The 13,021-nt window shown below is 60.7% G+C and carries 11 protein-coding genes; 4 read left to right on the plus strand and 7 right to left on the minus strand.

The window, feature by feature from the left end; all coding sequences use genetic code 11:
* Positions 1-13: 13 nt before the first annotated feature.
* The 3 genes from ileS to JZX88_RS01105 form a co-directional block, all read right to left on the minus strand.
* The gene (gene ileS / locus JZX88_RS01095; protein ID WP_206912279.1) at positions 14-2,959 is read right to left on the minus strand and encodes an isoleucine--tRNA ligase; all 2,946 of its coding nucleotides are present in this window, start codon (positions 2,957-2,959) and stop codon (positions 14-16) included.
* A 280-nt stretch (positions 2,960-3,239) separates the two neighbouring features.
* Positions 3,240-4,220 carry a bifunctional riboflavin kinase/FAD synthetase gene (locus JZX88_RS01100; RefSeq protein WP_065114973.1) on the minus strand — a complete coding sequence of 327 codons (981 nt, stop codon included), beginning with the start codon at positions 4,218-4,220 and terminating at the stop codon, positions 3,240-3,242.
* A gap of 63 nt (positions 4,221-4,283) precedes the next feature.
* Entirely contained in the window at positions 4,284-5,132 is an 849-nt protein-coding gene (locus tag JZX88_RS01105; protein WP_206912280.1) for a TIGR01459 family HAD-type hydrolase, read from the minus strand.
* Between the two features lie 368 nt (positions 5,133-5,500).
* Here JZX88_RS01105 and groES point away from each other — a divergent pair, with 368 nt between their 5' ends.
* From groES to JZX88_RS01125, 4 genes are all read left to right on the plus strand, one after another.
* Positions 5,501-5,797, plus strand: coding sequence for a co-chaperone GroES (gene groES / locus JZX88_RS01110; protein WP_003522946.1), 297 nt, complete (start codon positions 5,501-5,503; stop codon positions 5,795-5,797).
* 74 nt (positions 5,798-5,871) lie between these two features.
* Positions 5,872-7,506, plus strand: a complete 1,635-nt coding sequence (gene groL / locus JZX88_RS01115) for a chaperonin GroEL (RefSeq protein ID WP_063947704.1) — start codon at positions 5,872-5,874, stop codon at positions 7,504-7,506.
* A 701-nt stretch (positions 7,507-8,207) separates the two neighbouring features.
* A complete protein-coding gene (locus JZX88_RS01120; RefSeq protein ID WP_371741042.1) occupies positions 8,208-8,576 on the plus strand; it encodes a hypothetical protein in 369 nt (122 codons plus the stop codon).
* Positions 8,577-8,729: 153 nt separating this feature from the next.
* Positions 8,730-9,176 carry a DoxX family protein gene (locus JZX88_RS01125; RefSeq protein ID WP_206912281.1) on the plus strand — a complete coding sequence of 149 codons (447 nt, stop codon included), beginning with the start codon at positions 8,730-8,732 and terminating at the stop codon, positions 9,174-9,176.
* Between the two features lie 64 nt (positions 9,177-9,240).
* Here the strand turns inward: JZX88_RS01125 and hisG are convergent, their stop codons facing one another.
* The 4 genes from hisG to hisS are packed head-to-tail and all read right to left on the minus strand — an operon-like array spanning position 9,241 to position 12,970.
* Positions 9,241-9,933 carry an ATP phosphoribosyltransferase gene (hisG, locus tag JZX88_RS01130; protein WP_206912282.1) on the minus strand — a complete coding sequence of 231 codons (693 nt, stop codon included), beginning with the start codon at positions 9,931-9,933 and terminating at the stop codon, positions 9,241-9,243.
* A complete protein-coding gene (locus JZX88_RS01135) occupies positions 9,930-11,057 on the minus strand; it encodes an ATP phosphoribosyltransferase regulatory subunit (protein WP_206912283.1) in 1,128 nt (375 codons plus the stop codon). Before JZX88_RS01135 ends, hisG begins: the two co-directional genes overlap by 4 nt.
* Before the next feature lie 16 nt (positions 11,058-11,073).
* On the minus strand, positions 11,074-11,442 hold the full coding sequence (locus JZX88_RS01140) for a VOC family protein (RefSeq protein ID WP_174028905.1): 369 nt from the start codon (positions 11,440-11,442) through the stop codon (positions 11,074-11,076).
* Between the two features lie 4 nt (positions 11,443-11,446).
* Positions 11,447-12,970: a histidine--tRNA ligase gene (gene hisS, locus JZX88_RS01145; protein WP_206912284.1), complete on the minus strand. Its 1,524-nt coding sequence runs from the start codon at positions 12,968-12,970 to the stop codon at positions 11,447-11,449.
* Positions 12,971-13,021 lie beyond the last annotated feature (51 nt).

The raw sequence follows: 13,021 nt of genomic DNA on the forward strand, positions 1-13,021 counted from the left end.
CCGGCCATTTTCATTACGAGAGTGCGGCAAGCTCACGCAGCGCCGCCGCGTCGCGGGCCGATACATCGGGATAGTCCGGATCGGAGCCGACATCGGTGGTGATGCGCCAGGAGCGGGCGCATTTTGCGCCTTCCGCCAGCTTCTGCTCGACCACGACCTTTGCAACTTCCGGCAGACGGAAGCCATCGGCGGGGCCTTCATCGCCCACAACCGAGATGGCCGAGGTGATGCAGATTTCGGCGAAGTCCTGGCCCTTCAGCGCTGCCAGAAGATCGGCATCGGCGATGTGGACGATCGGCGCGGCCTCGAGCGAGGAACCGATGCGCTTTTCACGGCGTTCGACTTCCAGCGCGCCGGTGACGACGGTGCGGACCTTGCGGATTTTTTCCCACTTCGCTTCCAGCGCATCGTTTTTCCATTCCGCCGGGATTGCCGGGAACTGGACGAGATGCACCGATTCCGCATCCGGATAACGCGACAGCCACGCTTCTTCCGTTGTGAAGGGCAGCATCGGCGCGAGCCAAGACACGAGGCAGTCGAACAGTTTGGCGATGACCGACAGGGCGGCGCGGCGCTTCAGCGACGACGGCGCGTCGCAATAAAGCGTGTCCTTGCGGATATCGAAGTAGAAGGCGGAAAGCTCGACATTGGCGAAATCCACCAATGCGCGGGCGATCTTCTTGAATTCGAAGCCGTCATAACCCTCGCGCACGACCTTATCCAGATCGGACAGGCGGTGCAGCACCAGCTTTTCCAGCTCCGGCAGATCGTCATAGGCGATCTCTTCGCCCTTGTAGTGGGCAAGGGTGCCGAGCATCCAGCGGATGGTGTTGCGCAGCTTGCGATAGGCATCGACATTGGTCTGGATGATGGCCTTGCCGAGGCGCTGGTCATCCCAGTAGTCTGTTGTCATGACCCACAGGCGCAGGATATCGGCGCCCGCGTCCTTCATGACTTCCTGCGGCGAGACGACGTTGCCCTTGGACTTGGACATCTTCTCGCCCTTCTCATCCATGGTGAAACCATGGGTGACAACGGCGTTATAGGGCGCACGGCCGCGCGTCGCGCAGCTTTCGAGCAGCGACGAATGGAACCAGCCGCGATGCTGGTCGGAACCTTCGAGATAGACATCCGCCGGCCACTTCATGTCCGGGCGATCTTCCAGCGTGAAGGTATGGGTGCAGCCGCTGTCGAACCAGACGTCGAGAATGTCCATGACCTGCTGCCAACGGGCATGGTCGTGGTCGTTGCCGAGGAAACGTTCCTTGGCGCCTTCGGCGAACCAGGCATCCGCGCCTTCGGCCTCGAAGGCCTCCAGAATGCGGGCGTTGACGGCCTCATCGACCAGAACCTCACCCTTTTCATCGGCGAAGACGGCGATCGGCACGCCCCAGCTGCGCTGGCGCGACAGAACCCAGTCGGGACGACCTTCGATCATGGCGCGCAGGCGGTTCTGGCCGGAGGCCGGAACGAAGCGGGTCTGGTCGATGGCATCAAGCGAGCGCGACCGCAGCGTCGTGCCGTCGCCCAGTTCCTTGTCCATATAGACGAACCATTGCGGCGTGTTGCGGAAGATGACCGGCTTCTTGGAGCGCCAGCTATGCGGATAGCTGTGCTTCAGGCGGCCACGGGCAAACAGGTTGTTTTCCGCGATCAGCGCCTTGATGACACGCTCGTTCGCGTCACCCTTCTTGCCGTTGTCGTCCATGACACGGGCAGCGCCGCCTTCGGCGGACGGGCCGAAACCGGGGGCGTCTTCGGTGTAGAAACCGTCATCGCCAACCGGGAACGGGATGGCCGACGAAACGCCGCGCGCTTCCAGCTCACGCTGATGCGCGGTCCAGACGTCAAAGTCCTCGCGGCCATGGCTTGGCGCGGTGTGCACGAAGCCCGTACCGGCATCGTCGGTGACGTGATCGCCATCGAGAAGCGGAACCGGGAAATCATAGCCGAGCGATGCCAGAGGATGGGCGCAGGTGATGGCGGCCAGTTCTTCGGTTTTCACGTCGCGAACGAGCTTGAAGGTCAGCTTCGCCTTGGTTGCGGCCTCATCGGCAAGCTTCTTGGCGAAGATCAGCTTTTCACCCGGCTGCGGGCCGAAATCGTTCTGGGCGCTTTCCACTTCGTAGAGGCCATACTCGACCCGCGACGAAAACGCGATGGCGCGGTTGCCGGGGATGGTCCACGGCGTCGTCGTCCAGATGACTACCGATGCTTCTCCTGCCGACATTGCAGGGAATTCAAACTTACCATCCACGACATTGGCTGGACGCTGATCATGCACTACCGGGAACTTCACCCAGATCATGTCGCTCTCGACATCCGCATATTCGACTTCAGCTTCCGCCAGCGCCGTGCGCTCGACGACCGACCACATGATGGGCTTCGAGCCGCGATAGAGCTGGCCGGTGCGGGCGATCTTCAGGAGTTCGCCGGCGATGCGGGCTTCGGCGTGGAAGTTCATCGTGGTGTAGGGATTGTCGAAGTCGCCCTCGATGCCGAGGCGCTTGAACTCTTCCGACTGAACCTTGATCCAGCCGGCCGCGAAGTCACGGCACTCCTTGCGGAATTCGTTGACCGGAACCTCGTCCTTGTTCTTGCCCCTGGCGCGATAGGCTTCCTCGATCTTCCATTCGATCGGCAGGCCGTGGCAATCCCAGCCCGGCACGTAATTGGCGTCGTAACCGCGCATCTGGAACGAGCGGGTGATGACGTCTTTCAGGATCTTGTTCAGCGCATGGCCGATGTGGATATTGCCGTTGGCATAGGGCGGGCCGTCATGCAGCACGAATTTTTCGCGGCCGGCGGCGGAGGCGCGCAGGCGTTTGTAGAGGCCCATTTCCTGCCAGCGTTTCACCGTTTCCGGTTCCTTCTGCGGCAGGCCGGCACGCATCGGAAAATCCGTCTGCGGCAGATAGAGGGTGGAGGAGTAATCCAGTTTTTCTGCGGTGTCGCTCATAATCGTACCGTTGTTGCGCGCCGTGTCGGTCGCGCCGTCTCAATTTCAAAGAGGGCAAATACGGAAAGCGCCATGACCAAAGTCATGACAAGCGCCAAAATCCCGGACCTTCCGGCTCGTCAGAGCGGGCGGAAGGCCGGGCCAATAATTCGGCCAATCTGAGTTTTAAACATCAACCGGTATTGGGACATGGCCGGTTGTTTATGCGGTTTTCCGGCAAAAAGGAAGAGAAAAGCGACGGCAATATCGGCCGGAACAGGGGCTGACCGGCCTTACCCGGTCAGAACGCGATCCTGGCGTCCAGTTCGCTGAGCGGGCGCACGCCCGATAACATCGCCCTCGCCTCTTCTTCATCGCGCCTGATCTGGGCGACGAGCGGATCGAGACCGTCGAATTTCAACTCATCGCGCAGGTGCCCGAAGAAGGAGACCGAACAGACCTCGCCATAGAGATCGCCGGAAAAATCGAAGACGAATGTTTCAAGCAGCGCCGCACCGTTTTCGGTGACGGTCGGGCGGTAACCGAAGCTTGCCACGCCATCGCGGATCGAACCGTCCGGGCGGCGGAACCGCACGGCATAGATGCCGGCCTTCAGTTCCGTTTCCGGCGCCAGCGCCATGTTGGCGGTGGGATAACCCAGCGTGCGACCGAGCTTCTGGCCGCCGATGACCTCGCTTTCCACCGTGAAGCGATAACCGAGCAGGCCGGCGGCGCCGGCCACATCGCCTTCGCACAGAAGCGAGCGGATACGGCTGGAAGAAACGACATCCGCGCCCTCGTCGCGGAAGGCGTCCACCAGCGTCACGTCGAAGCCATGGCGTTTGCCGGCCTCCATCAGAAATGCCGGCCCGCCTTCGCGGCCCTTGCCGAAATGGAAATCGAAGCCGGTGACGACAGCGCTGGCGTGAAGCCAGTCGACCAGAATGGACTGGACGAATTCCTCCGCCGAGCGCTGCGAAAATTCCCGGTCGAAGGGATATTCGATGACGGAGCGGAAACCGATGGCCTCAAGGATGCGCGCCTTGAGTGGCGCGGGCGTGAGGCGAAAGACCGGCGTATCGGGACGGAAGATGGAACGGGGATGCGGCTCGAAAGTCAGCACCAGCGCGGGAACGCCACGGGCTTCCGCCAACTCCAGGGCACGATCCAGCACGGCCCGGTGGCCGCGATGCACGCCGTCGAAATTGCCGATGGCGATGACGCCGCCGCGAAGAGCTTCCGGCAGCGGCTCCTTTTTTTCATTGCGGTGAAAGACGGTCATGGCAATCGATCCATTCCTGCGCCAGCTATTCCTCAGCCGAGACGCCACTCAGGCAAGACATCTTCAGGCAAGACGGGGCATCCACCAGCCGGGAGCCGCGCCCTGCCCCTTGAGATAGGCGTTGAGAAGCGCCTCGTCCGTCTGGCCGTTCAGCGTGTATTCGGCGGCGTGAATGCCGCCGCTGATATAAAGAAGGTTGAGGCCGCTCGCAATCGCGCCCTTCACATCCGTCGGCATGCCGTCGCCGATGGCAAGCACGCGATCCTTGGCGAAGGCGCCGCGCACCTCTTTGGCCGCCGCAAGGCAGGCTTCATAGATCGGCGCATGCGGCTTGCCGGCAATGCGGACCTCGCCGCCGAGCTGTTCGTAATAGGCGGCCATGGCGCCGGCGCAGGGAATGATGCGCTCACCGCGCTCCACCACCAGATCGGGATTGGCGCAGATCATCGGCACGTTGCGGGCAATGAAGCCCTTGAGCATTTCGGTATAATCCTCGGGCGTTTCCGTCTCGTCATCGAAAAAGCCGGTGCAGACCACGGATTGCGCTTCCGCCTCGCCGACGCGCTCGACATCGAGACCGTCAAGCAGCGGCATGTCCCGCTCCGGGCCGAGCAGGAAGACTTTTTTCGGGCCTTCCGCGATCAGGCCGCGGGTGACGTCGCCGGACGTGATGATGCGGTCATAGGCCTCATCCGGTACGCCGAGAACGCGCAGCTGGGCAATGACGCCGGGAGCGGGGCGCGGCGAATTGGTGATGAGCACCACCGTCTTGCCGGTGTTGCGCGCTTCCCGCAGTGCAACCGCCGCATCCGGAAAGGCGCTGACGCCATTGTGCAGCACGCCCCAGACATCCGAAAGAATAACGTCGAACCCATCAGTGATTTCGCCGAGGGTGAGAATGCGATGGGCCATGAGATGCTTTCCGGATGCGAGAAAAGGGTGAGCGTCACATCGCAAAGCGGGACGCCGATGGCAAGGAAAAAAGCGCCGCCAGACCGGTCTTTGGCCCGCCTGACGCAGCATGAACACAAATGCCCCTTAGATGCGATGCGGCCGCAACGGGCAAAAAGAACGACGTCTGCGCGCCCGTCCGCGCATGGGAAATTTCTGTCATGGAACGCTGATAACCATAAGCCATGAAATTTTTCAGACAGGGCGTTCTTGACTCCGGCAGAAGCCCTCCTTATCTCGGTTCCGCTGGCACTCGATAAAGGAGAGTGCTAACACCCATCAGGCGAGTTCCAAAAGCTCGCGCAGTCATTTGATCGAGGGATTAGGCAATGACAAGCACCAATTTCCGCCCGCTTCACGATCGCGTCGTCGTTCGTCGCGTTGAATCCGAAGCCAAGACCAAGGGCGGCATCATCATTCCCGATACCGCCAAGGAAAAGCCGCAGGAAGGCGAAATCGTCGCCGTCGGTTCCGGCGCACGTGACGAGTCCGGCAAGGTTGTCGCTCTCGACGTCAAGGCTGGCGACCGCGTTCTGTTCGGCAAGTGGTCGGGCACCGAAGTCAAGCTCAACGGCGAAGACCTTCTGATCATGAAGGAAGCCGACATCATGGGCATCATCGGCTGATTTCAGTCGACCCATCGTTTCCTTAAATTTCAAGCCGGACCCGTTCCGGCCATTCGAAACCAGGAGTTTTGAACATGGCAGCCAAAGAAGTAAAATTCGGCCGCACAGCGCGCGAAAAGATGCTCAAGGGCGTCGACGTTCTTGCTGATGCAGTGAAGGTAACCCTCGGCCCGAAGGGTCGTAACGTCGTTATCGACAAGTCCTTCGGCGCTCCGCGCATCACCAAGGACGGCGTTTCCGTCGCCAAGGAAATCGAACTGGAAGACAAGTTCGAGAACATGGGCGCACAGCTCGTTCGCGAAGTTGCCTCCAAGACCAACGACATCGCCGGCGACGGCACCACCACCGCGACCGTTCTGGCCCAGGCCATCGTTCGCGAAGGTTCCAAGGCAGTTGCTGCCGGCATGAACCCGATGGACCTGAAGCGCGGTATCGATCTGGCCGTTGCAGAAGTCGTCAAGGACCTTCAGGCCAAGGCCAAGAAGATCAACACGTCCGAAGAAGTTGCGCAGGTCGGCACGATCTCCGCAAACGGCGAGCGTCAGATCGGTCTCGACATTGCTGAAGCAATGCAGAAGGTCGGCAACGAAGGCGTCATCACCGTTGAAGAAGCCAAGACCGCCGAAACCGAACTCGAAGTCGTCGAAGGCATGCAGTTCGACCGCGGCTACCTGTCGCCCTACTTCGTGACCAACCCGGAAAAGATGGTTGCGGACCTCGAAGACGCCTACATCCTCCTGCACGAAAAGAAGCTCTCGAACCTCCAGGCCATGCTGCCGGTTCTCGAAGCTGTCGTTCAGACCGGCAAGCCGCTCGTCATCATCGCTGAAGACGTCGAAGGCGAAGCTCTTGCAACGCTCGTCGTCAACAAGCTGCGTGGCGGCCTCAAGATCGCTGCCGTCAAGGCTCCGGGCTTCGGCGACCGCCGCAAGGCCATGCTGGAAGACATCGCCATCCTGACCGGTGGTACCGTCATTTCCGAAGACCTCGGCATCAAGCTCGAAAACGTGACCCTCGACATGCTCGGCAAGTCGAAGAAGGTTTCGATCTCCAAGGAAAACACCACGATCGTTGACGGCGCCGGCCAGAAGTCCGACATCGAAGGTCGTGTTGCCCAGATCAAGGCCCAGATCGAAGAAACCACTTCCGACTACGACCGCGAGAAGCTGCAGGAACGTCTTGCCAAGCTCGCTGGCGGCGTTGCCGTTATCCGCGTCGGCGGTTCGACGGAAGTCGAAGTGAAGGAAAAGAAGGATCGCATCGACGACGCTCTCAACGCGACGCGCGCTGCCGTTCAGGAAGGCATCGTACCGGGCGGCGGCGTTGCCCTGCTGCGTTCGTCCACGAAGATCACCGCAAAGGGTGAAAACGACGATCAGGAAGCCGGTATCAACATCATCCGCCGCGCCCTGCAGGCTCTGGTTCGCCAGATCGCAGACAACGCAGGTGACGAAGCTTCCATCGTTGTCGGCAAGATCCTCGAGAAGAACGAAGACAACTACGGCTACAACGCCCAGACCGGCGAATATGGCGACCTGATCCAGCTCGGCATCGTCGACCCGGTCAAGGTTGTCCGTACGGCTCTGCAGAACGCAGCTTCGGTTGCTTCGCTGCTGATCACCACCGAAGCCATGATCGCCGAGCTTCCGAAGAAGGACGCTCCGATGCCGGCAATGCCGGGCGGCGGCATGGGCGGCATGGACTTCTAATCAGTCCTGTCACTGGAATTAAGAAAGGGCGGTCTTCGGATCGCCCTTTTTCGTTTGCCGCCCATGCCCTTCGAGCGGTCCGGCGTCGCAAGCGCGCCAGACAGACGGCATGGACTTCCAATCAGTCCTGTCACCGGAATTAAGAAAGGGCGGTCTTCGGATCGCCCTTTTTCTTTTGAAAAATTCCACGGAGCAACTCCGCATTCAGGCTATACAGGAGCCTGCAAACTGCAATGGCGGGCGTCGCTTCAAAATATTGTCTCTTTTTGAGACATCTGCAACTTTAGCCGGCTTGTTTTCAGCGACCTATGCAATAATGGGACATCCAGATGGGCGAATCACCATCGCCGGCGGCTCGGAATTCCGCATTTCCGGGCCTATAAGTTCGACATTTAGTTGTCTTTTTTCATATATTTCGCGATTGCGATGAAGGAATACATAATATTTTTGATTTTCTCACTGATCGGTTGTTGTCGGTAGAGGAAAATAAACTATAAGTCAGCGCCCATAAGGGTGCCGCGACAGGACGCAAGCATTGAAGGGGTTTCGATGCTTGCAAATACGTCCAACTGCGGATGGCGGTGAAAGTACAATCTGACGGCGGCGCTTGGAAATAGCGGCGCTGGCACGATGTTCAGCGGGGGCGCGATTTGTTCGAGATATCAAGACGCAACGATGCTCTGCCCGGAGCTGCGGCAACCATGCCCGATCCGCAAACCCTGTCGCATTTCTTTATTTCGGAGGAATGGAGCAGCGATCTTGCGAGCGGCGTCATCCGGCTTGGCGAGCACGCGTCTTTCATGCACGGCCTGCCGCCGGGCGAATGCGGACTGCTCAGCCTGGTCCGCTGCTATGACCGTGGCGACCACGCGCGCGTGCTCGAACTTTTCGAGCAGGCTTCCACCGCCCCCTCGCGCTTCTGTTTTTCAACCGGCGTCTCCATCTTGCCGGCAATGCGGCAGCCGGTCATCTGCATGGGTGAATCCTCCGGCTTCGAAGGCGGCCAGCAGGGCTGGATTTCCGGGCTGTTCCTGTTTCCGCGGTTTGAAGATATCCGCTTCGCCGCCTGACCACACCGGTAGAGACCGGCGATTGTTCACAGAATGAAGACAATTTGTCTTCTGTCGTTCATCTTTATAGATGAGTGATTTTCGGGCATTGATATCTCCAGACATTGCCTTGCAGCTAACCGGCGACACGCCGATCATCCACCGGAGATATCCATGTCCAGCAGCCAGAACGTCCTCGTTCTCATCGCCCGCATTCTGCTTTCCTTCATCTTCATCTCGTCGGGCTTTGGCAAGCTCGGCGATCCGGCCGGCACGGCCGGCATGATCACCGGCGCCGGCCTGCCCGCCGCAACCGCGCTTGCCTATCTCGCAGGCCTGTTCGAACTCGTTGCCGGTCTTGCCATTCTCGTTGGTTTCCAGACCAAAATCGCCGCCTGGGCGCTTGCCGTCTTCTGCGTCTTCACCGGTCTGGTTTTCCACAGCGGCACTGTTGCCGTTCCCGGCTGGCCTGAGCCGGCTCTTGGCTGGATCAACACGCTGAACGGCATCATGATGGTGAAGAACATCACCCTTGCCGGCGCTTACATCCTGCTTGCCGCCTTCGGCCCCGGCGCCTATTCCATCGACGCTCGGCACGGCGCGGCTGTTGCCCACGCATAAGCCAAATAAATCGACCAACAAAAAAGCCGCCGGATCGCTCCGGCGGCTTTTTTGTTTTTTATCGTCAGACCGCCGCCCTTATGCGCGAGGCGATCTCCTGAACCGTCGCATCGCCATCATGTTCCGGCTTGCGGGCACGCACGAAGCAGGCTTCCGAACGGACGATGATGCCATCGGAGAGGATTTTCAGATGGTTGGCCTTCAGCGTCGAGCCGGTGGAGGTTATATCGACGATGATATCCGCCTGCCCCACCGCCGGCGCACCCTCGGTCGCGCCAAGGCTTTCGACGATGCGGTAAAGCTGGATGCCGTGCTGGCGCGAAAAGAACTGCTGCGTCAGCCGCCAATATTTGGTGGCGATCGCCAGTCTCCGGCCATGGCGGGCGCGGAATTCCGAGGCCACATCGCCAAGATCAGCCATGCTGTCCACATCCAGCCAGATTTCCGGCACAGCAACCACGACATCCGCATGGCCGAAACCGAGGCGGGCGCAGAATTCCACCTGCGCATCGGCATTGGTCAGTCCCTCGCGCACAAGGTCCTCACCCGTCACGCCGAAATCCACCGTGCCGGCGCCGATCTCTCGGGCGATCTCGGAAGCCGACAGATAGGCGATCTCGATATCGTCTCGCCCTTCGATGCGGCCGCGATAGGAGCGGTCATTGCCGACAGCCGCGACTTTCAGCCCGGCGCGTTCCAGAACGGCGGAGGCATCTTCCTTCATCCGGCCCTTGGAGGGCAATGCGATGGTGATCATGGCTTGTCGCTCCCGCGCACCGCTTCGATCCGATCCAGCCAGAGCGAGAAGCCCACGGCCGGGATTTCTTCCTGTGCGCCGAGCAGGGTCAGCAGCCGGTCGAAACGGCCGCCGCCGGCCAGCACGCTGTCGCCGCCCGCTTCCACCACCTCGAAGACAAGGCCGGTGTAATAATCGAGCGGGCGACCGAAGGCCGCGCCATAGGTCACGGTTTCGAGATCGACACCGGCATTGGCAAGGGCTGCGACACGTTTATCGAAAGCGGACAGCGCGCCATCCAGTTTCAGCTTCGCCTTTGCGGCAAAATCAGCCAGAACCTGCGAAGCCTGCGGCAGGGGTGCCTTCAAGGCAAGGAACTGCTTGAGCAGCGCAAAGCTTTCATCCGGCAGCCGCGTGGCCGCGAGCGCCAGCTTCTCCCGCAGACGGCGGGCGATTTCCTGCGGCGAGCGGCTGGCATTGGTGGAATAGCCGGTTTCCTGCATCACCGTATCGAGATAATCGACCAGCACCGTCTCGTCGCCCGTCGCCAGCAGGCCGGCGACGCGGGCATCGAGGCCGGTCATCGGCTTGGGATGCACAAGGCTTTCCAGCAGCGCGTCGAGCTGCGCCATATCGCCGAAAGCCTGCACCAGCCGCTTCTGCCAGCCGAGCGGCAGGCCGAGGGCGGCAACCACCGCCTCGAAAACCTGCTGGTCGCCGAGCGTGACGGCGAGCGCCCGGCCGGGCAGCAGCCGTTTCAATATGGCGGTTGCGTCGATGACGGCACGGGCATCGGCGGCAGCGATATCGGTATCACCAAGATCCTCGATGCCGGCCTGATAAAACTCGTTGGCGCCCTCACGGCGCTGGCGGAAGACTTCGCCGAGATAGGAATAACGCTTCGGCGTGCCGGTCGCCGTCTCGATGTGGCGCAGGCAGACGGGAATGGTGAATTCGGGGCGCAGGCACAGGCTTGTCCCCGTTTCGTTCTCCGTCATGAAGATACGGCGGCGCAAATCCTCGCCGGCCATATCCAGGAACGGTTCGGCGGGCTGGATGACGGGCGTGTTCACACGGCTCGTGCGGCGCGCGGCGAATTCTTCCAGTAGCTCTCCGGAAAATTCCGGCATGTCGATCAGGGGCATGGAACGGTACTTTTCGTCACGGTTCGAGCGGCTGCATCATTTCGATGCGGTTTCCGAAGGGATCATGGACATAAAACCGGTGATACCCTTCCAGCGGCTCATCCTCAACCACATGGCAGCCTGCTGTTTCAAGTGTTTTTCGCAAGGTTGCCAGATCATCGACCAGAAAGGCCGGATGGGCTTTGCGTGCCGGGCGGAAATCCTGCTCGACGCCGAGATGCAGTTTTATCGAACCCCGGCTGAACCAGCACCCGCCGCGCGCGGCCAGATTGGCAGGCTTTGCCTGCTCCGCAAAGCCGAGCAGGCCGCCATAGAAAGCGCGCGCCTCATCTTCGCGGCCCGCCGGCATCGCCAATTGAACATGGTCGAGCGCGAGGATCGCCATGGCCTTAACGCCCTTCGGCGGCGCGGCGAACGTCCTCTGCCTGATGCTCCAAAATCTCGCGGACCTTCGCCACCAGTTCGGCCTCCGGCACGCTGACCTGCGCCACACGCGCCTCGCGCCAGCTGGCATTGTCCTCGATCTCGCCGGAGAGGCGCTTGCCTTCGATCAGATCCTTGATCTGCACCACGCCTTCGGCACGCTCGTCACCGCCCTGGATGATGGCGATGGGGGAGCCGAGACGGTCGGCATATTTCAGCTGGTTGCCGAATTTCTTCCAGTTGCCCTGATACATTTCAGCGCGGATGCCTTCGGCGCGCAGCGCCTGCGTGAAGCGCTGGTAACGGCCCATGCTCTCCACATCGCCATCCATGACGGTGATGAGAACGGGGGCAAGCGGCTTGACCTGACCGAGCTTGCCGAGGTTCTTCAGCGCCGTCATCAGGCGCGAAACGCCGATGGAGAAGCCCGTGGCCGGAACCGGCTGGCCCATGAAGCGCGAAACGAGACCATCGTAACGGCCGCCGCCGCCGACCGAGCCGAACACGACTTTTTCGCCCTTTTCATTGGTGACATCGAAGGTCAGTTCGGCCTCATAGACCGGGCCGGTGTAATATTCGAGGCCACGCACGACGGAGGGGTCGATCTTGATGCGCGTCGCATCGTAATCGGCACTGGTGACCAGAGCGCCGATGATGTTCAGCTCCTCAACGCCTTCCTCGCCTTTCGAGGTGCCCGCGACCAGTTTGGCCAGATCATCGGCGCTTTCCGCATAGTCCTTGATGCCAACGAAAAACAGCACCTTTTCGATCTGCTCTTCGCCAAGGCCCGCACCCTTGGTGAAATCGCCGGATTCATCCTTGCGGCCGGGACCAAGCAGCAGCTTCACGCCTTCAGGACCGAACTTGTCGAGCTTGTCGATGGCACGCAGCACATTGAGGCGGCGGCCGGCATTGTCCTCGCCGCCGAGGCCGATGGCTTCCATGACGCCGTCGAGCACCTTGCGGTTGTTGACGCGGATGACATAGTCGCCGCGCGCAATACCGAGCGCTTCCAGCGTATCGGCCATCATCATGCACATTTCGGCATCCGCTTGCACGCCGGCAGCGCCCACCGTATCGGCATCGAACTGCATGAACTGCCGGAAGCGGCCGGGGCCGGGCTTTTCGTTGCGGAAGACGTAGCCGGCGCGATAGGTGCGGTATGGCAGCTGGATTTCGTTGAAATTTTCCGCGACATGGCGAGCGAGCGGCGCGGTGAGATCGTAGCGCAGGCTCATCCACTGGTCGTCATCGTCCTGTAGCGAAAACACACCTTCATTCGGGCGGTCGCTATCCGGCAGGAACTTGCCGAGCGCATCGGTATATTCGAACAGCGGGGTCTCCACCGGATCGAAGCCGTAAAGCTCATAGACCCTGCGGATCTTCTCGATCATCTCATTGGTGGCATGGATATCGGCAACCGAGCGATCCACGAAGCCGCGCGGCAGGCGGGCTTTCAGTTTCTGAGGCTTTTTTGCTTTTTCGCTCATGGGACCGGTCCGATATTTTCCTGAAATCAAGCCGGTGTATTAGAGGATGAA

This window comes from Agrobacterium sp. OT33, assembly GCF_017313365.1.
Taxonomy (GTDB): domain Bacteria; phylum Pseudomonadota; class Alphaproteobacteria; order Rhizobiales; family Rhizobiaceae; genus Agrobacterium; species Agrobacterium rhizogenes_A.

Coding starts and splice junctions, on each gene's coding strand:
- groES (WP_003522946.1), top strand. CDS start 5,501: ATGACAAGCACCAATTTCCGCCCGCTTCACGATCGCGTCGTCGTTCGT.
- JZX88_RS01120 (WP_371741042.1), top strand. CDS start 8,208: ATGCCCGATCCGCAAACCCTGTCGCATTTCTTTATTTCGGAGGAATGG.
- hisS (WP_206912284.1), bottom strand. CDS start 12,970: ATGAGCGAAAAAGCAAAAAAGCCTCAGAAACTGAAAGCCCGCCTGCCG.
- ileS (WP_206912279.1), bottom strand. CDS start 2,959: ATGAGCGACACCGCAGAAAAACTGGATTACTCCTCCACCCTCTATCTG.
- groL (WP_063947704.1), top strand. CDS start 5,872: ATGGCAGCCAAAGAAGTAAAATTCGGCCGCACAGCGCGCGAAAAGATG.
- JZX88_RS01140 (WP_174028905.1), bottom strand. CDS start 11,442: ATGGCGATCCTCGCGCTCGACCATGTTCAATTGGCGATGCCGGCGGGC.
- JZX88_RS01135 (WP_206912283.1), bottom strand. CDS start 11,057: ATGCCCCTGATCGACATGCCGGAATTTTCCGGAGAGCTACTGGAAGAA.
- JZX88_RS01100 (WP_065114973.1), bottom strand. CDS start 4,220: ATGACCGTCTTTCACCGCAATGAAAAAAAGGAGCCGCTGCCGGAAGCT.
- JZX88_RS01105 (WP_206912280.1), bottom strand. CDS start 5,132: ATGGCCCATCGCATTCTCACCCTCGGCGAAATCACTGATGGGTTCGAC.
- hisG (WP_206912282.1), bottom strand. CDS start 9,933: ATGATCACCATCGCATTGCCCTCCAAGGGCCGGATGAAGGAAGATGCC.
- JZX88_RS01125 (WP_206912281.1), top strand. CDS start 8,730: ATGTCCAGCAGCCAGAACGTCCTCGTTCTCATCGCCCGCATTCTGCTT.